This window comes from Brucella pseudogrignonensis (genome assembly GCF_002252525.1).
GTDB lineage: Bacteria > Pseudomonadota > Alphaproteobacteria > Rhizobiales > Rhizobiaceae > Brucella > Brucella pseudogrignonensis.
Map to the genome: position 1 here is coordinate 134057 of NZ_NNRM01000017.1, position 25815 is coordinate 159871.

The following is a 25815-nucleotide window of genomic DNA, read 5'->3' on the forward strand; positions in this document are numbered from 1 at the left end:
TTTAACTGGAACAGCGATAAATGACCGATGAATCCCATCCAGTACGCGCGGCCGGAAACTTTTTCGGCCGCCGTCATGGCAAGCCACTCCGTCCACATCAGAATAATCTTTTTGAAGATTTGCTGCCGCGTCTGAAACTGGACCTCGATACACCTGCGCCGCAGGATTTGAGGACATTGTTTGAAGCGCCGGTTGAGAATGTGCGCATGGAAATCGGCTTTGGCGGTGGCGAACATCTCTATCATGAGAGTGGACGCTATCCGCAGTCGGGCTTCATTGGTGTCGAGCCTTTCGTCAATGGTATGGCCAAGATGCTGGCGGCCCTTCATGAAGCGCCGCGCACTAATCTTCGTCTCTATGATGAAGATGCGACCGATGTGCTGGATTGGCTGCCTGATGCATCGCTTTCTGGCATCGATCTTTTCTATCCAGATCCTTGGCATAAGCGTCGCCACTGGAAACGGCGCTTTGTCAGTGATGCAAATCTTGATCGTTTCGCGCGTCTGCTGAAGCCAGGCACGAAGTTCCGTTTCGCTTCTGATATCGAACATTACGTCAACTGGACGCTGCAGCACTGCCGCAGGCACCCGGCGTTCGAATGGCAGGCGACAGGCCCGGATGACTGGAATAACGCCTATGACGGCTGGCCAGGCACGCGCTATGAAGCAAAGGCTTTCCGTGAAGGACGCGTTGCTGCCTATCTGACATTCATCAGGCTTTGATGGTTGGTTGAATTGCGGCCTCAATTGCGGCCTTGAAAAAATCCGCATCAGCTGGTATATAAGTTTCAAATTCTTGGTCGTTTGAACAAGAGTGGGCCCTCCCGGACCCGCTCTTTTTTGTTAACTACGGCTCTGTGAAAAAGGTTTATCGAGTGACGGAACAGGAACAGGCAATTGAGGCCGTAAACGCAGATGAGCGTATCATTCGCGAAACGGGCGTCGATGCAAAAGTAGCAGGCATTGTGGAGCCGGTGATCAATACGCTGGGTTTCCGCCTTGTGCGCGTGCGCCTTTCCGGCCTCAATGGTCAGACGCTGCAGATCATGGCCGAGCGTCCAGATGGCACGATGACAGTTGAGGATTGCGAATTGTTGAGCCGCACCGTGGCTCCGGTTCTCGATGTCGAAGATCCGATCAGCGGCAAGTACCATCTTGAAATCTCGTCGCCGGGTATTGATCGTCCGATGGTTCGTAAGTCCGATTTCAGCGATTGGGCGGGACATATCGCAAAGGTCGAGACCTCGATCGTTCATGAAGGACGAAAGAAGTTTCGCGGTCGCATCGTGGTCGGTGATGCCGATTCTATCGTGATCGAAAGTGATCAGATTTCATACGGTAATGAACCGGTTGTTCGCATTCCGTTCGATCTGATCTCCGATGCGCGTTTGGTTCTGACCGATGAACTCATTCGCGATGCGCTGCGCAAGGACAAGGCCCTGCGGGAAGGCCGCATTCCCGGAGATGATCTGGGTGATGGGCGCGGAGACGAGTCGACCGAAGACAATCAGGAAGCCGCTTCGACGGAATCCGAAGAGAAGTAAGTTTCAAAGTGAGTTTCAGGCGTCCGGTTCCTAAAGGCGAACGGATGCGTCACCAAGGAGAGACCTATGGCAGTCAGTGCAAACAGGCTGGAACTTCTGCAGATCGCTGATGCGGTTGCACGCGAGAAGTCGATTGACCGTGAGATCGTTCTTGCGGCCATGGCCGATGCGATCCAGAAGGCTGCGCGTTCGCGTTACGGTCAGGAAAGCAACATCCGCGCCGACATCAATGCAAAGTCCGGTGAGATCAAGCTTCAGCGTCTGCTCGAAGTGGTCGAGACTGTTGAAGACTATTCCACGCAGATTTCGCTGTTCACTGCGCGCGATCGCAATCCAGATGCGCAGGTTGGTGATTTCATCGCCGACCAGCTGCCGCCAATGGATTTCGGCCGTATTGCCGCTCAGTCTGCCAAGCAGGTTATCGTGCAGAAGGTGCGCGAAGCCGAGCGCGACCGCCAGTATGACGAATTCAAGGATCGCGTCGGCGAAATCGCTAACGGCACCGTCAAGCGTGTTGAATATGGCAATGTGATCGTTGATCTTGGCCGAGGTGAAGCAATCGTTCGTCGTGACGAACTGATCCCGCGTGAAGCTTTCCGTTATGGCGATCGTATCCGCGCTTATGTTTACGACGTTCGTCGCGAACAGCGCGGTCCGCAGATTTTCCTGTCGCGTACCCATCCTTCTTTCATGGCGAAGCTTTTCACCATGGAAGTGCCGGAAATCTACGACGGCATCATTGAGATCAAGTCGGTTGCTCGTGACCCAGGTTCGCGCGCCAAGATCGCCGTGGTTTCACGCGACGCATCGATTGATCCGGTTGGTGCCTGTGTCGGTATGCGCGGCTCTCGTGTTCAGGCTGTTGTTGCCGAACTGCAGGGCGAAAAGATCGACATTATTCCTTGGTCGCCAGATGCTGCTTCCTTCATCGTCAACGCGCTTCAGCCTGCTGAAGTTGCCAAGGTTGTTCTTGATGAAGACGCAGAACGTATTGAAGTTGTCGTTCCGAATGACCAACTATCACTAGCAATCGGTCGTCGCGGTCAGAACGTGCGCCTTGCTTCGCAGTTGACAGGCTGGGATATCGACATCCTGACGGAAGACGAAGAATCCGAACGTCGTCAGAAGGAATTTGCCGAGCGTTCGAACCTGTTCATGGAAGCCCTCAACGTTGATGAGATGGTTGGTCAGGTTCTGGCTTCTGAAGGCTTTGCCTCTGTTGAAGAACTGGCATATGTCGAGCCAGGCGAAATTGCCTCGATCGACGGCTTTGATGAAGATACCGCTGGTGAAATTCAGGAACGCGCACGCGAATTCCTGGAGCGCATTGAAGGCGAACAGGATGCCCGCCGCAAGGAACTGGGTGTTGAAGACGAACTTCGCGAGCTTCCGGGTCTTACCACAGCCATGTTGGTTGCCGTCGGCGAGGACGGAGTGAAGAATATCGAAGACTTTGCGGGTTATGCTGTTGACGATCTCGTCGGCTGGCGTGAACGCAAGGACGGAGAAACCGTTAATCACAGCGGTATCCTCTCTTCGTTCGATGTTTCACGCGTTGATGCTGAACAGATGATCCTGACTGCTCGCTTGAAGGCTGGCTGGATCACTGAAGAAGAGCTCGTTGCGGTTGAAACCAACGACGAGAGCGAAGCTGGCGAAGAAGAAGTCGCTTCGTAAAAAGACAAGAGACGGCATTGCGGTTGCGCCCGGAGCAATTCGGGCGCAATTTATGGCGTTTTAGAGTTTCGTATTGAGAAGTGGCGTCAGCTCTGCTAGGTCGCTGCCAGTTTGGTAATAAGTAACAGGCATCGATGGTAAAACCGAGTTTGCGTGCGGAGCAGGATATGAATGATAGAACCTGTATCGTCACGCGGGAAAGCGGATCGGCAGATGATCTGATCCGGTTCGTTGCTGGGCCTGATGGTTCGGTTGTACCTGACCTGAAGCGGAATTTGCCGGGCAGAGGTTGCTGGGTCAAGGCGGAACGTCGTCTTGTAGACGAAGCCGTCAAGCGCAAGCTTTTTGCGCGGGCGCTGAAAGACGATGTGAAGCCGCAAGCAGATCTTGGCGCGCTGGTTGACCAGCTGTTGACGAAGTCTGCACTCGGTAGTCTCGCGCTGGCTCGTAAATCCGGTGCAGTTGTATCTGGTTCCACTAAGGTGGATCAGGCAATTCGTTCCGGTGCTGCGGCATTGGTTTTGCATGCACAGGAAGCCGCTTCTGATGGCGTGCGTAAACTGGATCAAGCCCGCCGTGTGGTGGTTCGTATGGATGGCCCCGAAATCCCGGCCTTCACTCTTTTTAAGGGAGAAGAAATGGATTTGGCATTTGGGGGTGGAAATGTGATACATGCAGCCGTGCTCGACGGAAAGGCAGCAGCCGGGGTCGTGCAACGGTTGCTTTTATTGCATCGATATCGTGGCGAAAGCCCATTGAGTTGAAACGGCAGTCCGACACTGCTGAGTTATAAATTGGTAGAGCGGTTCTCTTAATCCCGACGAGACGGGATCCGCTCTGGAGCATGAACCGGATAATCGGCCTGGTTGGCCTAACCGGATTGTGCGCTAAAGTGGATGACCGGAGCATTATTCAAAATGATCTGATCGCGTTGGATAATGCTCGGGTAAAGCGGCTGAAGCCGCGAAGGAAACGGAAACGTAATGAGCGATAAAACAAACGACGACAAGACGCTGAGCGTCAACTCCAAGAAGACGCTGACCATTAAGCGGCCAGGCGTTGAGCAGAGCACCGTGCGCCAGAATTTCAGCCACGGCCGCACAAAGGCTGTCGTCGTTGAAACCAAGAAGCGCAAGTTCTCACGGCCTGATGAGAAGCCTGAAGCGGAAGCACTGGCACCGAAGCCAGCAGCGCCTGCTCCGGCAGCTCCAGCACCTGCGGCCGCGCCAGCACCAGCTGCAACAACGGCTCCCGTTGCTGCGCCGGTACAAGCTGCACCTGCTCAGCCAGTAGCCAAGGCACCGGCCCCGGCTGCTCCTGCAGCACCGCAGCCAAAGCCTGCTGCTGCCGCACCGGCGGCTCCGCGCCCACAATCAACACAGCAGCAGCCACGTCATCAGCAGCGCCCTGGCCAGCAGCAACAGCGTCCTCGCCAGTCTGATCGCTCGGGCATGGTGCTGAACACGCTGTCTCGCTCCGAAATGGACGCACGCCGTCGTGCGCTCGAAGGCGCGTTGGTTCGTGATGCAGAAGATCGCGTTCGCGCAGCTGAAGAAGCCAAGCGCCGCGCTGAAGAAGATGCACGCCGCGCCAAGGAACGTGAAGAATCCGCTCGCCGTCAGGCGGAGGAAGAAGCCCGTATCAAGGCAGAAGCAGAAGCCAAGGCTCGTGCCGAGGCTGAAGCTGCCAAGCGCGCTCCACAGACCGAAGCACGCACCGAGCGTCGTGACGATGCGCGTCCTGCGCCGCAGGGCGGACGTCCGCAACATTCCGGTCGTCCACAACAGGGCGGTCGTCCCGGTCAGGGTCAAGGCCAGGGACAGCGTCCGGCATCGCCAGCGATTGCCGACGTTATTCCAACAGCCAATAAACCTTTGCCTCAGAGCCAGCAGCGCAAGCCGGGCGGTTCCGTCGATGACGATGATCGTCGTGGTCCAGCCGGCGCACGTCGCAGCACTCCAGCAAAGCCTGAAGTGCGCGCACCGAAGGTTGTTAAGGGTGAAGATGACCGCCGTCGTGGCAAGCTGACGATCTCCAGCAATCTGGAAGATGAAGGCCGTTCGCGTTCGCTGTCGGCGATGCGTCGTCGTCAGGAAAAGTTCAAGCGTTCGCAGATGCAGGAAACACGCGAAAAGATTTCGCGTGAAGTGACCATTCCTGAAACCATTACGCTGCAGGAACTTGCACAGCGTATGACCGAGCGTTCGGTTGATATCATCAAGTACCTGATGAAGCAGGGCCAGATGATGAAGCCAGGCGACGTCATCGATGCGGATATGGCGCAGCTGATCGCTGAAGAATTTGGCCACACTGTCAAGCGCGTTGCTGAATCGGACGTTGAAGAAGGCATCTTCGATGTTGCTGATAACGAAGGCGCATTGGTTTCACGTCCTCCGGTCGTAACCATTATGGGTCACGTCGATCACGGCAAGACCTCGCTCCTCGATGCTATCCGTCACGCAAACGTCGTTTCGGGCGAAGCTGGTGGCATCACGCAGCATATCGGTGCTTATCAGGTCGAACAGAACGGCCAGAAGATCACCTTCATCGATACGCCAGGCCACGCCGCCTTTACGGCAATGCGTGCCCGTGGTGCTCAGGCGACAGATATTGCGATTCTCGTGGTTGCAGCGGACGACAGCGTCATGCCGCAGACCATTGAATCGATCAATCATGCCAAGGCAGCTGGCGTTCCGATCATTGTTGCAATCAACAAGATCGACAAGCCTGAAGCCGATGCGCAGAAGGTTCGTACACAGCTGCTCCAGCACGATGTTTTCGTGGAAACCATGGGCGGTGAAGTGCTCGACGTCGAAGTTTCGGCCAAGAACAAGATCAACCTCGACAAGCTGCTTGAAGCAGTTCTGTTGCAGGCTGAAATCCTTGATCTCAAGGCTGATCCGACACGTACGGCTGAAGGTGTGGTTATCGAAGCCCAGCTCGATCGCGGTCGTGGTTCGGTTGCAACCGTTCTGGTTCAGAAGGGTACGCTGCATCCGGGTGACATCATCGCTGCTGGTAACGAATGGGGCCGTGTGCGCGCTCTGGTCAACGACCATGGCGATCATGTGAAGGAAGCCGGACCTGCTATGCCGGTCGAAATCCTCGGCCTCCAGGGTACACCGCAGGCTGGCGATCGCTTCGCAGTTGTTGCCAATGAAGCCAAGGCTCGTGAAATTGCCGATTATCGCCAGCGTCTTGCCCGCGATAAGGCTGTTGCGCGTCAGACAGGCCAGCGTGGCTCGCTCGAGCATATGATGAGCCAGCTTCAGTCTTCGGGTACCAAGGAATTCCCGCTCGTCATCAAGGGTGACGTCCAGGGTTCGGTCGAAGCGATTATTACCGCTCTCGACAAGCTCGGCACAGACGAAGTGCGTGCACGCATCGTTCATTCGGGCGCAGGTGGTATCACGGAAAGCGACGTGTCGCTGGCCGAAGCCTCCAATGCTGCGATCATCGGCTTCAACGTTCGTGCCAACAAGCAGGCGCGTGATGCAGCTGACCAGCAGGGTACTGAAATCCGCTACTACAACATCATCTACGATCTGATCGAAGATGTTAAAGCAGCAATGTCCGGTCTTCTGTCGCCAGAACGCCGTGAAACCTTCATCGGTAATGCTGAGATTCTCGAAGTCTTCAACATCACCAAGGTCGGTAAGGTTGCTGGTTGCCGTGTGGTTGACGGTAAGGTTGAACGTGGTGCAGGCGTCCGCCTCATCCGTGACAACGTGGTTATCCACGAAGGCAAGCTCAAGACGCTCAAGCGCTTCAAGGACGAAGTGTCAGAAGTGCCTATGGGCCAGGAATGCGGTATGGCGTTCGAAAACTACGACGATATCCGCGCTGGCGATACGATCGAAGCGTTCCGCGTCGAACACATTACCCGTACGCTTTAATAGCATTATGCCGTGTCGCCCGATCATGGGCGGCACGGCCTTCTTACATTTCCGTTGCCCGGTTCCGAGGGTCTGACTCCCATCTGAATTGTGGTAGATTGCGCTTTATTGCGCTTACCAGTTTGTAGCCATTTTGTCGGCCAGCCTTTCGGGACTGAGCGCCGATTGATGGCTGTTTATCGAGGATACAGCTATGGCACGTTCTCCAGATCCAAAAGGCTCAGGTGGCCTTTCCCAGCGCCAGCTCCGTGTGGGCGAACAGGTGCGTCACGCATTGGCTCAGGTTCTTCAGCGCGGAGAAATTCGCGATGACGTAATCGAGCGTACGGTTATTTCGGTGTCAGAAGTTCGCATGTCGCCTGATCTTAAGATCGCGACCTGCTTCATCACACCGCTGGGCAGCACTGATGTACAGGCTGTGATCAAAGCATTGGCTGCAAACGCGAAATTCATTCGCGGTCGCATGGCTCCAAGCCTCAGCCAGATGAAATATATGCCGGAATTCCGTTTCCGCGCAGATACCAGCTTTGATAATTTTTCCAAGATTGATGCGCTTCTCCGTTCGCCGGAAGTGGCGCGTGACCTTGGGCATGATGAAGATGACGGCGAGGACGCAACCTCCCGCAATGGAGACGAATAAAGCATGGCAAGACGAGGCAAGAAAAAAGGTCGTCCGGTTTCCGGCTGGGTCATTTTTGACAAGCCGAAGGGCATGGGATCGACCGAAGCGGTCTCGAAGATCAAGTGGTTGTTCAATGCCGAAAAGGCCGGCCATGCCGGTACGCTTGATCCTCTTGCCTCGGGCATGTTGCCTATTGCTCTGGGCGAAGCCACCAAAACCGTGCCTTACGTCATGGATGGGACCAAGGTTTATCGTTTCACAGTGACATGGGGCGAGGAACGCTCGACCGACGATCTTGAAGGTGTTGCCACCAAAAACTCAGATAACCGCCCATCGCGTGCGGATGTCGAAGCTCTGTTGCCGAATTATACAGGCGTTATCTCGCAGATTCCGCCGCAGTTTTCGGCTATCAAGATTGCAGGCGAACGCGCCTATGATCTGGCGCGTGAAGGTGAAACGGTAGAAATTCCGGCGCGTGAAGTCGAAATTGATCGTCTCGAAATTGTTGAATTCCCGGACGAAAATCGCACCGAATTCGAAGTCGAATGCTCCAAGGGCACCTATGTTCGATCGCTTGCGCGCGATATGGGCCGCGATCTCGGCTGCTATGGCCATATTTCGGATTTGCGCCGCATCGAAGTTGCCCCTTTCACCGATGAAGATCTGGTAACTCTGGCAGAGCTCGAAGAAGCCTGGCCTCCGCTACCGCCGAAAAAGGAAGAAGGCGAGGCTGATGTCGAGGTTGTTGAGCAACCAGCGCCACGACGCGACTTTTCGGCAATGGATGCCCTGATCATTGATACCGGTGCGGCACTTGATTGCCTGCCGCAGGTTGCTCTGTCTGATGACCAGGCACAGCGCGTTCGTTTGGGCAATCCCGTGATCATTCGTGGTCGCGATGCGCCACTTGAAGCGGATGAGGCTTGCGTGACGTCGCATGGCAAACTGCTTGCCATCGGCTACATTGAGCATGGACAGTTCAAGCCAAAGCGTGTGTTTACAGCGGGCTAAACTGGTCTCTTAAAAGTTGGGGCATATTTCGGACTGGTATTTCTGCCAAATTTGAACTATATGCCCCTTCAGCGATCGTACATAATGTACGTCAGATCGTGTAAATGGCCCGCGCTGGACGACATCCCGGCCTGGGCGTCTGTTTTTCCTCTCATCAAGAAAGGGTGTACGATGTCGATTACTGCTGAGCGCAAGCAAGCACTTATCAAGGAATACGCCACCAAGGAAGGCGATACCGGTTCTCCTGAAGTACAGGTTGCCGTTCTTTCCGAGCGTATTGCCAACCTCACCGAACACTTCAAGGGCCACAAGAATGACAATCATTCGCGTCGCGGCCTTCTGAAGCTGGTTTCGCAGCGTCGTCGTCTTCTTGACTATGTCAAGGGCATCGACCAGGCACGTTACCAGGCGCTGGTTTCCCGTCTGGGTCTGCGCCGTTAACGGTAAAATCGGGCGACGTCTCAAAACGTCGCCCTTTTGATTTAAGGCGCCTCCCGAAAAGTGCGAAGCGGTTTTCGGACAAGATGCGCAAAGTGTATTCCAAGGATGAGCGGATAGCCGCTTTCCAATAGCGAATGCGATTATATTGGGCGTATGCCCACTGGCATGAGACGGCGCACCGGGTGCATTCCGTCATGCCGATGACGAGCCATAAGGCTCATGACCTGGACCAGTCATGGGGCAGGATTGCAGGTAGTTCGTGCCAGAGAATATTCGCAAATGAATGTTCCGACACGTAACGAACTTCCCGTTGTCTTGCCCGTGGCCTGTCCGCCAACCGAGGTGATGTCTTCAGGCGCTTTTGCGCGGCATCGCCACAAGAGGACAAGATATGTTCAATACCCACAAAGTAGAAATCGAATGGGGCGGTCGTCCGCTTACACTCGAAACCGGCAAGATCGCACGTCAGGCTGACGGTGCAGTTCTGGCAACCTATGGCGAAACCGTCGTTCTCGCGACTGTGGTTTCTGCCAAGGAACCAAAGCCAGGCCAGGATTTCTTCCCGCTCACCGTCAACTATCAGGAAAAGACCTATGCCGCTGGCAAGATCCCTGGTGGTTACTTCAAGCGTGAAGGACGTCCAAGCGAAAACGAAACTCTGGTTTCGCGCCTGATCGACCGTCCGATCCGTCCGCTTTTCGTTGATGGCTACAAGAACGACACACAGGTTGTTCTGACTGTCGTTCAGCACGACCTCGAAAACAACCCAGATGTCCTGTCGATGGTTGCAGCTTCGGCAGCACTCACCATTTCCGGCGTTCCTTTCATGGGCCCGATCGGTGGTGCACGCGTTGGCTACATCAACGGCGAATATGTTCTGAACCCGAACATCGACGAAATGCCAGAATCGAAGCTTGATCTGGTTGTTGCCGGTACTTCTGACGCCGTTCTGATGGTTGAATCGGAAGCACAGGAACTCTCCGAAGAAGTCATGCTCGGCGCCGTTATTTTCGGCCAGAAGGGCTTCCAGCCAGTTATCGATGCGATCATCAAGCTCGCTGAAGTTGCTGCCAAAGAACCACGCGACTTCCAGCCGGAAGATCTGTCGGACCTTGAAGCCAAGATGCTTGCAGTCGTTGAAAACGATCTGCGTGATGCCTACAAGATCACCGAAAAGCAGGCTCGTTACACAGCTGTTGACGCTGCCAAGGCCAAGGCGAAGGCTCACTTCTTCCCTGAGGGCGTTGAAGAGCCAGAATTCTCGGCTGAAAAATTTGCAACCGTGTTCAAGCACCTGCAGGCTAAGATTGTTCGCTGGAACATTCTCGACACAGGTAGCCGTATTGACGGCCGTGACCTTTCGACCGTTCGTTCGATCGTTTCGGAAGTTGGCCTTCTGCCACGTACGCACGGTTCGGCGCTCTTCACCCGCGGTGAAACGCAGGCAATCGTTGTTGCCACGCTCGGCACCGGCGAAGACGAACAGATGATTGATGCATTGACGGGTACCTACAAGGAATCCTTCATGCTGCACTACAACTTCCCACCATATTCGGTTGGTGAAACTGGCCGTATGGGTTCGCCAGGCCGTCGTGAAATCGGTCACGGTAAGCTCGCATGGCGCGCAATCCACCCAATGCTGCCAGCTGCTGAACAGTTCCCTTACACGATCCGTTCGGTTTCCGAGATCACCGAATCGAATGGTTCGTCCTCGATGGCTACTGTTTGCGGCACCTCGCTGGCGCTGATGGATGCAGGCGTTCCGCTGGCACGTCCAGTTGCCGGTATCGCCATGGGCCTGATCAAGGAAGATGAGCGTTACGCTGTTCTTTCCGACATTCTCGGTGATGAAGATCACCTCGGCGACATGGATTTCAAGGTAGCCGGTACTGAAAACGGCATCACCGCGCTTCAGATGGACATTAAGATCGACGGTATCACCGAAGAGATCATGAAGGTTGCTCTGGAACAGGCTAAGGGCGGTCGCGTTCACATTCTTGGCGAAATGGCTAAGGCTCTTTCGACCTCGCGTGAAGAACTCGGTGAATTTGCTCCACGCATCGAAGTGATGAACATTCCGACCGACAAGATCCGTGATGTTATCGGTTCGGGCGGTAAGGTTATCCGCGAAATCGTTGAAAAGACTGGCGCCAAGATCAACATCGAAGACGATGGTACGGTCAAGATCGCTTCGTCGAACGGCAAGGAAATCGAAGCCGCGAAGAAGTGGATTCACTCGATTGTTGCTGAACCGGAAGTTGGCGAAATCTACGAAGGTACAGTTGTTAAGACCGCTGACTTCGGCGCATTCGTAAACTTCTTTGGTCCACGCGATGGCCTGGTTCACATCTCGCAGCTCGCTGCCGACCGCGTTGCCAAGACCACTGATGTGGTCAAGGAAGGCCAGAAGGTCTGGGTCAAGCTCATGGGCTTTGACGAGCGTGGCAAGGTTCGCCTGTCGATGAAGGTCGTCGATCAGGAAACTGGCAAGGAAGTCGTTGCAGAAAAGAAGGCAGAAGCTGACGCTGAGTAAGCGTCGCATCTTCTTTTAATCGAGAAAGCGCGTCCGTGTGGCGCGCTTTTTTGTTGCGCGTTGAATGATTGATCGGCATGGGTGAAGCATGATGACACCGGCACAACAGACACTCTTTCTCCCCTTCTATCAGGACATTCTGGATATGCCTGCTGGGGGTCAATCGTACCTTGCCTGCGGCTTGTCTGCGGATCGGAATCTTGAGGCCGAATGGAAACAGGCACTGACTTTCCTGCAGCCTTGGCGTCCCGACTGGCTGGCACTCAACAAGGAAGGCTTCAACGCAATTCCCAGATTGGCACCAGAATTAGATGAGGAGAGCCGTTATTCTGGGGGGCTACTTCTGCTCGGAAAACATCGCGGACGCAATGAGGCATGGTTTGCGGAGCTTCTGGCGCGTGTTGAACCGGGTGGGTGGATCGTCGTGTGTGGCGACAAGAAGCTTGGTGTCGATAGTTTTCGCAAATGGGTCGGCAATATCGCTGAAATCAGCGATCGCCTGTCAAAGAACCATGCGGTGGCCTTTTGGTTGCAACGCCCTGCTGACCTGACAAATGATTTTATCGATGCTCTGAAGCCGCTGGCGACAGATATTGATGATGTGTTCCGCACAGAGCCGGGTATGTTCTCGCATGGCGTGATCGATAAAGGCTCAGCTCTGCTGGTGCCGCATATGGAAAAGATCGTCTTTGGTCAGGTCGCCGATCTTGGTGCTGGCTGGGGTTATTTGGCGGCGCAAAGCCTCAAATATGCTGATCGTCTTAAGGGTATCGATCTTTTTGAAGCTGATTACGAAGCACTGGAGGCGGCGCGCGGCAATCTGGAGCGTCTTGGTGCATCCGTGCCGATTTCGTTTAATTGGTTTGATGTGACGAGTGAAAAACTGACCGGCATTTACGACACGGTGATTATGAACCCGCCGTTTCACGAGGGACGGGCAACCGAAGTGTCGCTCGGTCAAACCTTTATCGCAGCCGCCGCTTCACGGCTGAAAACCGGCGGACGACTGCTGATGGTAGCGAACAGGCAATTGCCTTATGAGGCGACACTTAAAAGCTTGTTTAAGAACGTGACTGTTCTTGAGGAAGCGAACGGCTTCAAAATATTCGATGCTAAGAAATGAAACAAAAAAGCCGCCTCGAAAGGCGGCCTTTTTTATCAAGCTTATGAGACTTATTCGCCGCGTGTGTCAGCCGAACTCTTCAGTTCTTCCAGCGTTGGCATCGAAACGATGTTGTAGCCCGAATCCACGTAATGGATTTCGCCAGTTACACCACTGGAAAGATCCGACAGCAGATAAACAGCCGATTTGCCCACATCGTCAATATCGACAGTGCGACGCAGCGGCGAGTTACGGCGCTGATAGCTGAAGATTGCGCGTGCATCGCCAATGCCGGCACCAGCCAGCGTGCGAACCGGGCCAGCCGAGATCGCATTGACGCGAATACCCTGTGGACCGTAATCGGCAGCAAGATAACGAACCATCGCTTCAAGAGCAGCCTTGGCAACACCCATGACATTGTAGTTCGGGATGGTGCGTGTGGAGCCGCCATAGGTCAGCGTCAGGATCGAGCCGCCGTCCTTCATGAGCTTTTCTGCACGCTGTGCCATTTCCGTGAAGGAATAGGCAGAGATCACCATAGTGCGGCTGAAATTATCGCGCGTGGTGACGTCTGCGTAACGTCCCTTCAGCTCCGTCTTGTCCGAAAAGCCAATGGCGTGAACGATGAAATCGAGCTTTCCCCATTTCTTCTCGATTTCAGCGAAAACGGCATCGACCGAAGCAATGTCTTCCACATCGCAAGGCAGCACCATATCCGAACCGACCTGTTCGGCCAGTGGCTTGACGCGTTTACCGAGTGCATCGCCCTGATAAGTGAATGCGAGTTCGGCACCCTGCGCTGCGAGCTGCCTAGAAATTCCCCATGCGAGTGAGTGGTTATTCGCGACCCCCATAATGAGGCCGCGTTTACCTTGCATCAGACCTTCCATATTGTCCCTCTCCGTCAGCCCTGATAACGCTGGAACACCAGCGTGGCATTGGTGCCGCCAAATCCGAAGGAGTTGGAGAGCACTGTATTGAGCTGAGCATTGTCGATGCGCTTGCGAACGATAGGCATGTCCGCGAAGGCAGGATCCAGTTCTTCGATATGAGCGCTTTCGCAGATGAAGTTATTCTGCATCATCAAAAGCGAGTAGATTGCTTCCTGAACGCCGGTTGCACCGAGCGAATGGCCGGTCAGCGACTTGGTCGCTGCGATTGGCGGGCAGGCATCGCCTGAGCCAAAGACCTGACGAATCGCTTCGATTTCCGGAGCGTCGCCTGCTGGCGTCGAGGTTGCGTGTGGGTTGATGTAATCGATCTTGCTTGTGACGGTCGAGAGCGCCATCTTCATGCAGCGGACCGCGCCTTCGCCTGATGGTGCTACCATGTCGTAGCCGTCAGACGTTGCACCGTAGCCGACGATTTCGCCGTAAATCTTCGCACCGCGAGCAAGGGCTGTTTCAAGATCTTCCAGCACGAGAACGCCTGCACCGCCAGCAATAACAAAACCGTCACGGTTTTTGTCGTAAGCGCGCGAGGCGGTTGATGGCGTTTCATTATACTTGGATGACATGGCACCCATTGCATCGAACAGCACCGAAAGCGTCCAGTCGAGATCTTCACAGCCGCCCGCAAACATGCGGTCCTGCTTGCCGTACTGGATCATTTCAAACGCATTGCCGATACAATGGTTCGACGTCGCACAAGCCGACGAGATCGAGTAGTTGATACCCTTGATCTTGAAGAATGTTGCGAGCGTGGCCGATGCAGTCGAGCTCATAGCTTTCGGCACTGCAAAAGGACCGACGCGCTTCGGGCCTTTTTCACGGGTGATGTCGGCGGAATCGACGATCGTGCGTGTCGAAGGACCACCAGAACCCATGATGATGCCGGTACGATCATTGGAGACCTGCTCCTCCGAAAGACCTGCATCGGCAATCGCCTGATCCATAGCGACGTGATTCCATGCCGTACCACGACCATGAAAACGCATTGCGCGGCGATCTACGAGCGCTTCAACGTCGATTTTCGGCGCGCCGTGCACCTGGCAACGGAAACCGAGTTCGGCATATTCTTCAGCACGGGAAATGCCGGATTTGGCTTCACGCAGAGAGGTTGTTACCTCTTCGGTGTTGTTTCCAATCGAGGATACAATCCCCATACCCGTTACGACCACACGCCGCATCGCGTTCTCCTTTACACCTGTTCCGTGTGATCAACCCGTGAAGGCTGATCCTTGTTCCCGGTTACATAGGTGCGATCTTCGCATGTTTTGAGCGCGGCTGCATGAAAACTCATTATTTTCTGCAGTCGCGCCCGTGAATGATGAATGTATTAAGCGCCGTCGCCATCTTTTGACAGGCCGACGCGCAGGTCACTTGCCTTGTAGATGGTTTCGCCATCAGCTTTCAGCCAGCCGTCTGCCGTGCCGAGAACAAGGCGACCACGCATGACGCGCTTGAAGTCGATGCCGTACTGCAGAAGCTTGGTGTGTGGGCGAACCATGCCCTTGAACTTCACTTCACCAGTGGACAGGGCCATACCGCGGCCCGGCTCACCGAGCCAGCCGAGGAAAAAACCTGTCAGCTGCCACATGCCATCGAGGCCAAGGCAGCCAGGCATGATCGGGTTTCCCTGAAAATGGCATGGGAAATACCAGTCGTCGGGGCTTACGTCATATTCCGCGCGGATATAGCCCTTGTCGAACTCCCCGCCGGTTTCGGAAATTTCGGTGATGCGGTGCACCATCAGCATTGGCGGCAGGGGGAGCTGTGCATTGCCGGGACCGAACAACTCACCGCGTGCGCAGCTTAGGAGCTCTTCATACCCGTAGCTCGATTTCTGTTCTGCCATTACGCCTCCCTTGAGGATCATTCTGATGTGACCATTTCTGTCGCCAGAAGCAGTCGGGTTGTCGTCTGTTCGGGAACACCTCTAACATAGAGTGTTTCCGTCAGTAAAATAGTGCAGAGGGTTTTCCCAAAAAAGGCGGGTTTTACCATGCCTATTGATACTTAATTCGCAACGGCATATATCAATGTCAGTATGCAATGGGCAACAGCCCGTTTAATCTTTGACGAAATTGCTACAAGCTTATGACGGATCCAAGGGTGAATATGCAGAATTATCATGCCAACCACTCGATGGTTTCAATGGAAGAACGGCTTCGCGGGGCTGGTTTGCGCCCGACGCGTCAGCGTGTTTCGCTTGCCAGCCTGATTTACGCGCAGGGTGATCGGCATCTTTCCGCTGAAGACCTTCATGAAGAAGCTGTACTGGCAAATGTGCCGGTATCGCTAGCAACCGTCTACAACACGCTGCACCAGTTTACCGAAGCCGGTATGCTGCGCATCATCGCCGTTGAAGGTTCGAAAACCTATTTCGACACCAATATTTCTGATCACCAGCACTTCTTCCTTGAAGGCGAGAATGTCGTTTTCGATATTCCGCATGGCGAACGTGGTCAGCCAACAGTCTCCAACATGCCCGAAGCACCGGAAGGCATGGAAATCGTCAATGTGGATATTATCGTCCGTTTGCGACGCAAGACGCGTTAAGCTGTTTGATATTGGGTTTTGGAAAGCGGCCTTTAGGGCCGCTTTTTTGTTGCGCACTATGGGTTAAAGTGATTCATCCGGTCCATCACCTTTCACAGGCGCATTTGAAAGCGGACTTCCCAACCAAGCACGAATGCGTCGATAACGATTTGACTGGAGACGTCTATGCGTAAGTTGATCATTGCAGTCGCTGCATTCGCCCTTTTTTCAACTGGAAGCGCCTTTGCTGAAAAGATTCGCATTGGCGTGACACCAGGGCCGCACGCGCAGATCATGGAAAAGGTCAAGGAGGTTGCAGCCACCAAGGGTATGGAAATCGATATTCAGGAATTTTCTGATTATGTGATTCCGAACATGGCACTGGCCGATAAGGCGCTTGATGCTAATTCTTTCCAGCATCAGCCCTACCTCGACAATCAGGTCGCAGATCGTGGCTTTCCGATTGAGACAGTAGCGCCAACGGTCAACTTCCCGATGGGCGTATATTCCAAAAAGATGAAAAACATATCGGAACTGGCTGACGGTGCGACCATCGCCATCCCGAACGATCCGACCAATGGCGGTCGTGCGCTTCTGGTGCTTGCAGATAACGGCCTGATCAAGCTCGATGCGTCGAAGGGCCTGAAGGTCACGTCAATTGATGTAACTGAAAACCCGAAAAACCTGAAGTTCGTGGAACTCGATGCCGCGCAATTGCCGCGTTCGCTCGAAGATGTGGATGCTGCCGTCATCAATACCAATTATGCGCTGGAAGCAGGTCTTAACCCGGCTGGTGACGCGCTTATCCGCGAAGGCGAAAAGGCACCTTATGTCAATGTGCTGGTCGTCCGCACTGCCGACAAAAATGCCGACTGGGTGAAGACGCTGGTTAGCAGCTATCACAGCCCGGAAGTGAAACAGTTTATTGCTGAAACTTTCAAAGGCTCGGTTATTCCGGCCTGGTAATAATTCAAGTCGCATACCGACTTTGAAGCGGGGCGAGCAATCGCCCCGCTATTTATTAGAGCCCGTTCTGAAAAGCGTGAAACGGCTTATTGGAGGCGTTTTCTAAGCTTTTCGCTGCATCCATATATTGGCGAACGGAAGCCCGTTATCATCTTCCTCGCGACGACTGATTTCCTGAAAGCCGAGCCGCTGATAGAAACGGCAGGCTCCTTTATTATCGGCGTAGACTTCGAGAGAGAGTTCGCCTTTCAATGCCAGAGCATGGTCGAGCAAGCGGCGGCCTATGCCATATCCTTGCGCGGAGGGATCAACGAAGAGTCCGCCGATGAAACAATCCAACAGGCCTATAAACCCGACCGGCTCACCATTTATAACGGCGACCCAGGTCTCTGCCTTTTCGAGATAGACGTCTTCGATAAGCTTCTGCTGATCGCGTAGCAGGTCTTTTCCTAGAAACGCATGTGCTTCCAAAGAAGCGCGATACCAGATGGAAGACAATGTCTGTTTGTCCGCAGCCTGATAGGCGCGGATGATAACCGTCATGTTTTTCATGATTATTCCAGAGTTTAACTATGCACAAAATTCCCATCCGTTGGATGGGTCCAAATCCGTTAAAACGGAGACACTGAACTTCTGCGCATAAAACTCCTTCTTGGTTTTGTTCTGTGAGAACTAACCTCACGAATGATGCAACGTCAAGACTGACGCTGTGCCGGATCAGTCGAACACTTCATCCGGATAAACGCCCCAGAGATCCGATTGCCTGATCCAGCCGCGCGTACCCTGAATATCCATCCGGCACCACTGGCCATTGCATTCGCGAACTGTGCCGACAACATTGGGCTCGACTTCAGCTGACAAGCCCGATGTTTCGCTCGGATCGCGGCGCATGGTAATCATCGCGCCCTGATCGTTCTTGAGCCATGGTGCCGTAATCGCCGTGCGCTTGCCCGACAGGAGAGACTGATAGACCCAGCCTTCCGTGCCGTCGGCATCGCGGATGCGGCGCCAGTTATCGTATTCCTGAATGATTTCGACAGGCAGGCCGGATTTCATGAATAACCATGACACGGCATAATCACGCCCCGGACCCACGCGCAGATTGACGCGTGCCGGCTTGAGGCTGACAAAACGGGGTACAGGCAAGCCACTTGCGCCCAGCGTTGTGCCTGCTGATGCTTGAGCCATTGCAGCATGGTTATACGATGCGCCTAGCGGCGCAACAACCAGCAGCAAGGCAATGCTGCCAAGTGCTGCGATAAAAAAGCGTTGCGAAAGTACTCGGTACAATTCTGACCTCTCGCCGTCCTGTCACTTCACGGCAGTTCCAACGAATGGGGAGTTTCCGTCTGCAACTGCAAAAATAAAATTGTGCGGTTTTTCCGCCTCTGCTTCTCAAACAAGTCAGGCAAAAGCTTGTCTTCTCACAGGTTTCCGGAGAGGCGTCGGAGACGCAAGGGCAGCTTTCGCGATTCTGTTTTTCTTTGTCTTTGCTGCGCCGCCTTGCTAGAGATGAGCAGCCGAAGCAATATCTCATATTGCACCTTCTTGGTTAAGGAGGTCTCAACATGAGAATCGGCGAGCCAGGTTTCCTGTGAAATTTATGGACCTGCACAGGTGGCACTGCTCAAGAAAAAGGGGTGGAGATGTCGAACAAGAAAAAGCCGCTGGTCGTACTTACCCGGAAACTTCCGGACCCGGTGGAAACCCGAATGCGGGAACTGTTCGACGCACGTCTGAATATTGACGATCATCGCATGTCGCAGCCGGAAATTATTGCTGCGATGAAAGAAGCCGATGTTCTGGTTCCTTGCATAACCGATGTGATCGATGCGGCAGCCATTGAGCAGGCCGGCCCCAATCTTAAACTGATCGCCAATTTCGGCAATGGTGTTGACAATATCGATGTAGCCGCAGCTGCAAAGCGCGGCATCACTGTCACCAACACGCCCAATGTGCTGACCGAAGACACCGCCGACATGACGCTGGCACTGCTTTTGATGGTGCCACGCCGTCTGGTTGAAGGCGCAAACGTCCTTAATGAGCGTGACGGCGAATGGCCGGGCTGGTCGCCGACTTGGATGCTTGGGCGCCGCATCTGGGGCAAGCGTCTGGGGATTGTCGGTATGGGTCGCATTGGCACAGCCGTTGCCCGCCGCGCCAAGGCTTTCGGTCTGTCGATCCATTATCACAACCGCAAGCGCGTTAGCGCACAAGTTGAGGAGGAGCTGGAAGCGACTTACTGGGACAGCCTCGATCAGATGCTGGCTCGCATGGATATTATCTCGGTCAATTGCCCGTCGACGCCTGCAACCTTTCACCTGCTTTCGGCCCGCCGCATCGCTTTGATGCAGCCGACCGCGTATCTCGTGAACACGGCGCGCGGTCAGATCATTGATGAAAATGCGCTGGTCGAACTGATCGAGCAGGGCAAAATTGCCGGGGCCGGGCTTGATGTGTTTGAACATGAGCCAGCTGCCAACCCGCGCCTTTTATCGCTTGCTGAAAAAGGTAAGGTCGTGCTTCTGCCGCATATGGGATCGGCAACGATTGAAGGCCGTGTGGATATGGGTGATAAGGTCATCATCAATATCAGGGCTTTTGTCGACGGACATCGCCCACCGGACCGTGTATTGCCGAACCGAATCTAATTATTTGCTGGCAGTTAGCGGCGCGTCCAGCCTATTGCCCGCAATGAACTTCAGAACCGTTTTCGCATAAAGGCGTGGGTTTTCGGCCGGAACGCCATGACCGGAATCGGGCAATATGACCAGCTGCGCTCCGGGTATATGATCTGCAATAAACTCAGTATGTTCGCGGGTAATTGCGGTATCCCGGTCGCCGATGACGATTGCTGTCCGAACATCGATTTTTGAAAGATCGTCTGCGGTATAATTCGGCTCATTCGCCCAAAGCGCATGAATTTCCTTATCGATGCTGCTGTAGTGGCGGAGTTCGGGAATTGGCTTTCCTTCGGCGCGCGCCAGCGCATAGCCGGTTGAACCTTCCGGCGTGACGTTTGCAGCCTGTGCGAACAGGCTTTTCAGTCGCTCAGGATAGCGGATGGCAATATCAATGCCGATAATGCCGCCATCGCTCCAGCCAACAAGATCGACCTTGTTGACGTGCAGATAGTCGAGCAGGGCAACATAATCATCTGCCATCAGCTCATAGGTGAGTGGCTCGGTCGTTCGTGTCGAGCGGCCCTGACCACGACTGTCTGCGACAATCACCATATGATCACGCGCCAGAATAGGCAGCTGCGCATCCCAGACATGCTGGTCAGAAAGCCCACCATGGATCAGCAGGATTGGCGGTCCCTTGCCCACAACACGGTAGTACATTTCGATGCCGTTAACGCTGGCAAAGCTGGCTGGTGAGGCTGTGATGGTCATACGTGCTGCCCTTTCAAGAGAAACGGCGGACGGGAAGAAGACAACAAACCCAAAGAGCAGTGCTGAGATTCCGAGTGTAGTCATCCAGAGTGCTGATCGTGGGAGTGATGTTCTTCCCTTCATGATAGATACCCTGTCCTCAGGGCCTTCTGATCAGAGTAGGCAGGCCATAAAGATAAGCAATGCGCTTGATCGCATCCTTGAGAGGCTCGAGCGTTACGGTCATCGTATGGCCGCTGGCATGAATCAGCATGTCAGGTGAGGCACAAATTGCGACATGACCCTTCCAGAAGACCAGATCGCCGCGCTTGAGATTGGAATAGTCTGCGTCGGGTTCGACGATTTCACCGAGCGTGGTTTCCTGCATATCCGAATCGCGCAGGACCTTGCGACCTGCGACCCACATCGAAAGCTGGACAAGACCGGAGCAATCGATCCCGAAGCCTGAAGTCCCACCCCAGAGATAAGGCGTATGCAGGAGTGTTTCGGCTACCGAAACGAAATCGTGGGCATGGTCGCTCAAAGGCGCGAGATGCTTGGCAATTAACGCTTCACCGCTCTCAAGCAGTGCATATTCGGTGCCACGTTTTTCATAGGTGCCGACGATTCGCACGCGCGAACCGAGTGACAATGCTTTTGTATGCGGGAATCGAAGATCATTACCGGGATAGACGAATGTGCGCGGAACGATGACCATATGCGTCGCATTATCAACCGGCTTCTCCAGTGAAGCTGCGGAGACATATCCGGTATAGCCGTCGCGTTCAGCCTGAACCCAGCACCAACCGTCCTGCTCTTCAAAAACGCGTACCGTGTCGCCAAAGATGATCTGCGTCTGTGGTCCGCTATCGGGGCGTGGTTCTGCGCGCAGGTCGACAACCGAATCGGAAACCTGCATCAGCGTGCCAGCCGTAAAGCGACTTGCTTCCACCTGACCACTTAGCCGTTCATCGGCGAGATCGGGACGGTAGGCGTTCAAACGGCGATCGAGTATGCTCACAATGGTAACTCCCTGGCTCTGGCGATCACAAGATCGCCTAGTCTTTCGACATAAAGTGCGCCAGTGACTGTTCTCTTTACTAGCACATTTCTACGATCTTTTTCATCACGATGCCGGGATACGAGATCGAGCGTTCCCATCGTGTCGAGCGCACGCGTTATCACCGGCTTGGTAACATTCAGCTTGGCTGCCAGCCCTCGCACGGTATGCGGGGGTGTTTCCAGATAAATTGTCAGAAGGATAGCCGCTTGCCGCGTGGTCAGGTCAGGCATTTCATCCTGCACCTGTGCCAGTGAAAGCGTTCTCAGCAATGTCAGTGCCTGTAAAGGCTTCAGTTCAACGGGCATAACCTACCGAATTTCGGGTGATTGTTTCGGACCCGTATCATTCAACGACGTTTTCTTTTTGCAGGCAAGTTATTTCATTTTGCGGGATATTTATGCTTGAGAAGCGCATAGAGCGCGCGGATGGCCTGCGCTTCACCACCGACAGGCGAGGCAGGCTTTTCGACCGGCACCCAACCATAAATATCGAAATGTGCCCAGCTTTTCGCCTTCTCGACAAAGCGGCTCAGGAACAGTGCAGCGGTCACAGATCCAGCAAAGCCGTCAGTCGTAACATTGTTGATGTCCGCTACGCGCGATGAAAGTTTTTGCGCATAGGGCGCCCACAACGGCATACGCCAGAGCGGATCAGCCGTCTCGTCGGCCTTTTCAGCAATGGCTGCTGCAAGCGCATCGTCATGCGTATAGAAAGGCGGCAGATCAGGGCCAAGCGCCACACGCGCAGCACCGGTCAGTGTTGCCATATCGATGATGAGCTCCGGCTCTTCTTCGTCGGCCAGCGTCAGCGCATCGGCCAGAAGGAGACGACCTTCCGCATCGGTATTGCCAATTTCGACGCTCAAGCCCTTGCGGCTTTGCAGAATGTCGCTTGGGCGGAATGCATTGCCTGCGATTGAGTTTTCAACTGCCGGGATAAGCACGCGCAGTCGAACCGGGAGTTTTGCATTCATGATGATCGACGCAAGGCCCAGCACATTGGCGGCACCGCCCATATCCTTTTTCATGAGCAACATGCCGCTCGCTGGCTTGATATCGAGACCGCCAGTGTCGAAACATACACCCTTGCCGACGAGGGTGATCTTCGGATCACTATCCTTGCCCCAAGTGAGATCAATGAGGCGCGGCGCAATGCTGCCTGCGCGACCAACCGCATGGATCATCGGGAAGTTTTGTTTCAGCAGCGCATCGCCTTCAATCGTGCTGACCTTTGCGCCATTCCTGGAAGCGAGATCGCGCGCAGCCTGTTCCAGAGCATCTGGTCCCATGTCATTGGTCGGCGTGTTGATAAGATCGCGTGCAAGCGTTACGGCGTCGGCAATATGCTGTGTTTCAGTGGCGTTGACGCCTGCCGGCACCGCCAGACGGATAGTTTTGTCGCTGCCCTTGCGATAGCGCGTGAAGCTATAGCCGCCCATCAAGAAGGCGAGAGTTACCAGTTCTGCGTGGTCTGGCTTATTTTCGATATGCCAGTCGCCTTCGGGGAGGCCGCGCGCCAATTTTCCGGCGAGCAATTGCGATTGACCGCCCTGGTCGTCATCACCTGTGCCAAACAAAGCACCGGCAATCGTGCCGTCTTTGCCGGGAAGTACCAGAATACGACCGGATTCCCCGTTAAAATCATTGGCCTTGGCCCAAGCCTGAACATCGGATGTCAGCGCTGTCTGCTCGGTCTTATTCTTTCCGATGAACCAGATTGGGCGGCTGTCTGCTGATTTTGCGGCTACGATCTCAACGGTCATGACATTCCTCGGCGATTAGAATTTCTGGCTCAATCAATAAACAAATAGCCACCCTGCGTGAACAGGGCGGCTATTCAATTCTGCATGAAGAGAGACAACTTAGTTTCGTTCAGTCATCTGGATCTGTGCGGCCTTGTAATCAAAAGCGGAAGCAGGCTTTCCAGCGAAAAGCGCCATGCCACTAATGACGGCGATAACAGCAAGCGCACCGATGAGTGTGCATTCGATCATCGCTGCACCCGATCTGTTTTTAAAAAAGCGCGTCATCAAAGCCGGCATGTTACTTACCCTGAGCTGAAGTCTCGTTGGGGTTCTTTTTAGTGCCTGGCAATTGTGATGAGTTTAAGAAACAAGGAAAATAAAACGTTAATATAGGTCGGGTCCTACTTCGATCTGGTTTGGGTTAACGGATGGCAAATGCAGCCGAGCGGCATTATATGGTCGTGACAGCTTGTTTCTTTTCCCGCCTGAAAGATGAAAAATGCCCGAATTACCTGAGGTCGAAACGGTTCGCCGCGGTTTGCAGCCTTTCATGGAAGGCGCGAAAATCGAACGGATCGAGCAGAACAGGCCTGATCTCCGTTTCCCTTTTCCCGATCACTTTGTTGAGCGTCTGTCCGGACGCAACATCGACGCGCTCGGGCGGCGCGCAAAATATCTCACGATGCATCTCGACGATGGGCTTTCGATCATCAGCCATCTTGGCATGTCCGGTTCGTTTCGGATTGAAGCGGATGATGCGGAAGGAATGCCGGGCGGCTTTCATCACGAGCGATCCAAAATCGCAAAACATGACCATGTCGTTTTCCATCTCTTGAGGGGAAATGGGTCAACCGCACGCGTCATCTATAACGACCCGCGCCGGTTTGGATTCATGCTCTTTGCGGAGAAGGGCACATTGGATGAACATCCCTTTCTGAAAGGTCTGGGCGTAGAGCCTACAGGCAATCGCCTTTCAGGTGAATTGCTTGGAACGCTCTTTGAAGGCCGCAAGACGCCGTTGAAAGCGGCTTTGCTTGATCAGCGCCTCATCGCAGGGCTTGGCAATATATATGTCTGCGAGGCGCTGTGGCGCTCGCGTCTTTCCCCGATGCGTGCCGCAGGTTCAATTGTCCAGGATGCGAAAGTTCTTGACCGGCTGGCTGAAGATATCCGCACTGTGATTGCCGAGGCGATTGCAGCTGGCGGCTCCAGTCTGAAGGACTACATTCAGGCTGATGGTGCGCTTGGTTACTTCCAGCATTCATTCTCCGTTTATGGGCGCGAGGCAGAGCCGTGCCGTACGCCGGGCTGTACCGGAGTTGTGGAACGCGCCGTGCAGGCAGGCCGTTCGACCTTTTTCTGCGCTTCCTGCCAAAGTTGATTCTGAGCTGACCTTGCCAAAGTGAGTCGGGCGGTCCAACTTGGCCGCCACTATGAACCGATCAAGGAGGAGAAGCTTTCTCATGGCTTATGAAACGATCGTTGTGGAGACGCGCGGTGGCGTGGGACTCATCCGTCTCAACCGACCGCAGGCGCTGAATGCACTCAACAGCACAGTACTCAAGGAGCTGACGGAAGCACTGGCCGCCTTCGATACCGATGGCAGAATCGGTGCGATCGTTCTTACCGGTTCGGAAAAGGCCTTTGCGGCCGGTGCCGACATCAAGGAAATGCAGCCGATCAACTTCGTCGATGCCTATCTGCAAGACATGTTTGCAGATTGGCGGAAAGTGGATCGTACCCGCAAGCCGATCATCGCAGCCGTGTCAGGTTATGCGTTGGGCGGCGGCTGTGAGCTTGCCATGATGTGCGATTTCATTATCGCAGCCACCAATGCCAAATTCGGCCAACCGGAAATTACGTTGGGCGTAATGCCAGGTATGGGCGGCTCTCAGCGCCTCACGCGCTTTGTTGGCAAGTCGAAGGCGATGGATATGTGTCTGACCGGACGCATGATGGGCGCTGAGGAAGCCGAACGTTGCGGCCTTGTTTCGCGTCTTGTTGCACCGGAAGAACTGATTGAAGAAGCTTTGAAAGCTGCCGAGCGTATTGCCTCTTTCTCGCAGCCATCCGTGCAAATGGTCAAAGAATCGGTCAACCGTTCTTATGAGACTACACTTGATGAAGGCCTGCGTTTTGAGCGACGCCTGTTTCATTCGCTGTTTGCCACGGAAGATCAGAAAGAAGGCATGTCTGCGTTTATCGACAAGCGCACGCCATCGTTCAAGAATCGCTGATGTGAAGAGGGCGGGAAGGGCAATTGAGGCGTTATAGCTGCCTTGACTGCCTGAAATTCGGCAAGAAGGCCGCATATCCGGCCTTCTGACGCGCTTTGAGATCAGAATCCTCGTTGACGCGAAGGCA

General features: G+C 54.3%; 25 protein-coding genes. 15 read left to right on the plus strand and 10 right to left on the minus strand.

The window, feature by feature from the left end; all coding sequences use genetic code 11:
* Positions 1-20: 20 nt before the first annotated feature.
* The 10 genes from trmB to CEV34_RS07310 all read left to right on the plus strand — a co-directional run bounded on the left by trmB (position 21) and on the right by CEV34_RS07310 (position 12846).
* Positions 21-722 carry a tRNA (guanine(46)-N(7))-methyltransferase TrmB gene (trmB, locus tag CEV34_RS07265; protein WP_007872819.1) on the plus strand — a complete coding sequence of 234 codons (702 nt, stop codon included), beginning with the start codon at positions 21-23 and terminating at the stop codon, positions 720-722.
* Between the two features lie 152 nt (positions 723-874).
* Complete coding sequence (gene rimP / locus CEV34_RS07270) at positions 875-1543, plus strand: ribosome maturation factor RimP (RefSeq protein ID WP_064322303.1); 669 nt, start codon at positions 875-877, stop codon at positions 1541-1543.
* 66 nt (positions 1544-1609) lie between these two features.
* Complete coding sequence (gene nusA / locus CEV34_RS07275) at positions 1610-3220, plus strand: transcription termination factor NusA (RefSeq protein WP_007872824.1); 1611 nt, start codon at positions 1610-1612, stop codon at positions 3218-3220.
* A 134-nt stretch (positions 3221-3354) separates the two neighbouring features.
* The gene (locus CEV34_RS07280; protein WP_083898612.1) at positions 3355-3984 is read left to right on the plus strand and encodes an RNA-binding protein; all 630 of its coding nucleotides are present in this window, start codon (positions 3355-3357) and stop codon (positions 3982-3984) included.
* A gap of 219 nt (positions 3985-4203) precedes the next feature.
* Entirely contained in the window at positions 4204-7116 is a 2913-nt protein-coding gene (infB, locus tag CEV34_RS07285) for a translation initiation factor IF-2 (protein ID WP_007872829.1), read from the plus strand.
* A gap of 193 nt (positions 7117-7309) precedes the next feature.
* Complete coding sequence (rbfA, locus tag CEV34_RS07290; RefSeq protein ID WP_007872832.1) at positions 7310-7756, plus strand: 30S ribosome-binding factor RbfA; 447 nt, start codon at positions 7310-7312, stop codon at positions 7754-7756.
* Positions 7757-7759: 3 nt separating this feature from the next.
* Complete coding sequence (gene truB, locus CEV34_RS07295) at positions 7760-8749, plus strand: tRNA pseudouridine(55) synthase TruB (protein ID WP_007872835.1); 990 nt, start codon at positions 7760-7762, stop codon at positions 8747-8749.
* 171 nt (positions 8750-8920) lie between these two features.
* Positions 8921-9190 (plus strand): 30S ribosomal protein S15, encoded by a 270-nt coding sequence (rpsO, locus tag CEV34_RS07300; protein ID WP_007872840.1) that lies wholly within the window; start codon positions 8921-8923, stop codon positions 9188-9190.
* A gap of 391 nt (positions 9191-9581) precedes the next feature.
* Positions 9582-11723 carry a polyribonucleotide nucleotidyltransferase gene (gene pnp / locus CEV34_RS07305; protein ID WP_007872843.1) on the plus strand — a complete coding sequence of 714 codons (2142 nt, stop codon included), beginning with the start codon at positions 9582-9584 and terminating at the stop codon, positions 11721-11723.
* A gap of 88 nt (positions 11724-11811) precedes the next feature.
* Complete coding sequence (locus tag CEV34_RS07310) at positions 11812-12846, plus strand: class I SAM-dependent methyltransferase (RefSeq protein ID WP_039859417.1); 1035 nt, start codon at positions 11812-11814, stop codon at positions 12844-12846.
* Positions 12847-12896: 50 nt separating this feature from the next.
* On the opposite strand, the gene fabI is transcribed toward CEV34_RS07310, so the two are convergent.
* From fabI to fabA, 3 genes are all read right to left on the minus strand, one after another.
* Positions 12897-13715 (minus strand): enoyl-ACP reductase FabI, encoded by an 819-nt coding sequence (gene fabI / locus CEV34_RS07315; RefSeq protein ID WP_007872849.1) that lies wholly within the window; start codon positions 13713-13715, stop codon positions 12897-12899.
* A gap of 14 nt (positions 13716-13729) precedes the next feature.
* Positions 13730-14953 (minus strand): beta-ketoacyl-ACP synthase I, encoded by a 1224-nt coding sequence (fabB, locus tag CEV34_RS07320; RefSeq protein ID WP_007872853.1) that lies wholly within the window; start codon positions 14951-14953, stop codon positions 13730-13732.
* Between the two features lie 149 nt (positions 14954-15102).
* Complete coding sequence (gene fabA / locus CEV34_RS07325; RefSeq protein WP_007872855.1) at positions 15103-15621, minus strand: 3-hydroxyacyl-[acyl-carrier-protein] dehydratase FabA; 519 nt, start codon at positions 15619-15621, stop codon at positions 15103-15105.
* A 263-nt stretch (positions 15622-15884) separates the two neighbouring features.
* Here fabA and irrA point away from each other — a divergent pair, with 263 nt between their 5' ends.
* Together irrA and CEV34_RS07335 are read left to right on the plus strand one after the other, a co-directional pair.
* Positions 15885-16325, plus strand: a complete 441-nt coding sequence (gene irrA, locus CEV34_RS07330) for an iron response transcriptional regulator IrrA (protein ID WP_007872859.1) — start codon at positions 15885-15887, stop codon at positions 16323-16325.
* A gap of 165 nt (positions 16326-16490) precedes the next feature.
* Positions 16491-17270 carry a MetQ/NlpA family ABC transporter substrate-binding protein gene (locus tag CEV34_RS07335; protein ID WP_007872861.1) on the plus strand — a complete coding sequence of 260 codons (780 nt, stop codon included), beginning with the start codon at positions 16491-16493 and terminating at the stop codon, positions 17268-17270.
* A gap of 102 nt (positions 17271-17372) precedes the next feature.
* Here CEV34_RS07335 and CEV34_RS07340 read toward each other — a convergent pair whose 3' ends face one another.
* The gene (locus tag CEV34_RS07340) at positions 17373-17822 is read right to left on the minus strand and encodes a GNAT family N-acetyltransferase (protein WP_007872863.1); all 450 of its coding nucleotides are present in this window, start codon (positions 17820-17822) and stop codon (positions 17373-17375) included.
* 165 nt (positions 17823-17987) lie between these two features.
* Entirely contained in the window at positions 17988-18560 is a 573-nt protein-coding gene (locus CEV34_RS07345; RefSeq protein WP_007872866.1) for an SH3 domain-containing protein, read from the minus strand.
* A 356-nt stretch (positions 18561-18916) separates the two neighbouring features.
* On the opposite strand from CEV34_RS07345, the gene CEV34_RS07350 reads away from it, so the two are divergent.
* On the plus strand, positions 18917-19921 hold the full coding sequence (locus tag CEV34_RS07350; RefSeq protein WP_007872868.1) for a 2-hydroxyacid dehydrogenase: 1005 nt from the start codon (positions 18917-18919) through the stop codon (positions 19919-19921).
* Here CEV34_RS07350 and CEV34_RS07355 read toward each other — a convergent pair whose 3' ends face one another.
* The 5 genes from CEV34_RS07355 to CEV34_RS07375 form a co-directional block, all read right to left on the minus strand.
* A complete protein-coding gene (locus CEV34_RS07355) occupies positions 19922-20749 on the minus strand; it encodes an alpha/beta fold hydrolase (protein WP_007872876.1) in 828 nt (275 codons plus the stop codon).
* A 55-nt stretch (positions 20750-20804) separates the two neighbouring features.
* Positions 20805-21665 (minus strand): C40 family peptidase, encoded by an 861-nt coding sequence (locus CEV34_RS07360; RefSeq protein WP_094543494.1) that lies wholly within the window; start codon positions 21663-21665, stop codon positions 20805-20807.
* Complete coding sequence (locus CEV34_RS07365; protein ID WP_007872881.1) at positions 21662-22012, minus strand: MarR family winged helix-turn-helix transcriptional regulator; 351 nt, start codon at positions 22010-22012, stop codon at positions 21662-21664. Before CEV34_RS07365 ends, CEV34_RS07360 begins: the two co-directional genes overlap by 4 nt.
* Before the next feature lie 74 nt (positions 22013-22086).
* Positions 22087-23469 (minus strand): leucyl aminopeptidase family protein, encoded by a 1383-nt coding sequence (locus tag CEV34_RS07370; RefSeq protein WP_007872883.1) that lies wholly within the window; start codon positions 23467-23469, stop codon positions 22087-22089.
* 99 nt (positions 23470-23568) lie between these two features.
* Positions 23569-23748 carry a Flp family type IVb pilin gene (locus CEV34_RS07375; RefSeq protein WP_007872884.1) on the minus strand — a complete coding sequence of 60 codons (180 nt, stop codon included), beginning with the start codon at positions 23746-23748 and terminating at the stop codon, positions 23569-23571.
* Between the two features lie 202 nt (positions 23749-23950).
* Between CEV34_RS07375 and mutM the strand changes: the two genes are divergently transcribed.
* Positions 23951-24832 carry a bifunctional DNA-formamidopyrimidine glycosylase/DNA-(apurinic or apyrimidinic site) lyase gene (mutM, locus tag CEV34_RS07380; protein WP_007872886.1) on the plus strand — a complete coding sequence of 294 codons (882 nt, stop codon included), beginning with the start codon at positions 23951-23953 and terminating at the stop codon, positions 24830-24832.
* 82 nt (positions 24833-24914) lie between these two features.
* Entirely contained in the window at positions 24915-25688 is a 774-nt protein-coding gene (locus CEV34_RS07385) for an enoyl-CoA hydratase (RefSeq protein WP_007872887.1), read from the plus strand.
* Positions 25689-25815: the final 127 nt, after the last annotated feature.